1 protein-coding gene and 1 pseudogene are annotated in these 1,202 nt (G+C 72.0%); both read right to left on the bottom strand.

Features of this window, described 5'->3' with window-relative positions:
- Positions 1-683 (bottom strand): annotated as a pseudogene (locus tag ACFU7Y_RS44065) (histidine kinase); the annotation flags it as partial.
- Positions 684-1,018: 335 nt separating this feature from the next.
- On the bottom strand, positions 1,019-1,202 hold a 184-nt coding region (locus ACFU7Y_RS44060; protein WP_380772089.1), incomplete at its 5' end, for a hypothetical protein.

Genomic DNA, 1,202 nt, shown 5'->3' with positions numbered 1-1,202 from the left:
CCGTCCCCACCGACGATCAGCACACCCTCGCGGACCGCGTGCAGCACCGCGTCGTGGTGCTCGTACATCCGCGTCATCTCGGCCGGGCCCAGCCCCTGCGTCTGGCGGCGCAGCCGCCGCCGCACCAGCACCGCCCCGCCCGTACCCACGGCGACCGCGGCCACCGCGCCGCCGAACAGGACCGGCAGCTGCTGGCTGACCGTATTGCCCGCGTGCGCGATGGTGTAGCCGACCTGGACCAGGCCGGCGACCGAACCGTCCGGCCTGGTGACCGGCGCGCTGCTCTCCACGACCCGTCCGATGGGCGCGGTGAAGCTGATGGTGATCGGCCCCTTGAGGGCCAGCTGGTACGGGCCGATGAGGCGCTGTCCGATCAGCTCGGGCTGGGCGGTCTGGGCGTAGCGGATCCCCTCGGGGCTGGCGATCACGACGTAGTCGAAGCCGCCCTTTTCCGTGATGTCCAGGGCCAGCGGCTGCAGCACCGCGGTCGGGTCGGCGCTGTCCAGCGCGTTCACCACCGTGGGGACCTGCGCCAAGGTGATGGCCGCGGCGCGTGTGCGGTTCTCGGAATCACTCGCGGCGTACCTCCGGGCCTGCAGGATGAGTGCCGTCAGCGCCGCGGTGACCAGCAGCACGACCACGACCAGCATCCACAGGAACACCTGCCCGGCGACACTGCGCACCCACAGCCGCGAGCGCGGCCCACCCCGGGCGGACCGGTGTTTCCCCGGTCCGCCCGGTTCCGCACCCCCATGGGCGTGGCTGTCCACTCCGTGCATCCAGGCCGTCCCCGCGCATCCGGATCATGACCCCTCCACGCTGCCACCCCGCCCGCACATGTGCACGCGCGAGGCCGCTGGACGGCCGAACGCACCGCAGGGCAGGTCGGCGCCCCCGGAACCGGAGTGCCTGTCCAACGAGCGAAGGGCCGCGCCGACAGCGCGTGCGGGGCGCGCATTCGGTGTGACGCGGGCCTCAGCCCGGGGGAATCGTCCGCACCCAGAGCATCGGCGCGAGTTCAGCCAGTGACCGACAAACCGGACAAACCCTGACATAAACCGTGAGCCCACTCACACTGAAAAAGGTCCACGACGGACGATAGTGGCCGCTTGTCGACGCCGCCCGCGAGCCCGGCCGCGACATCTGCGCAGCTCAGCGCGTTGGCCGGTCGTGCAGCCCGCCCCTGCGGATCGGCGTCGTCC

The organism is Kitasatospora sp. NPDC057542 (assembly GCF_042801945.1).
Classification (GTDB): domain Bacteria; phylum Actinomycetota; class Actinomycetes; order Streptomycetales; family Streptomycetaceae; genus Kitasatospora.
The sequence above is the reverse complement of the archived record's forward strand: the minus strand, read 5'-3'. Positions and strand labels throughout refer to the sequence as shown.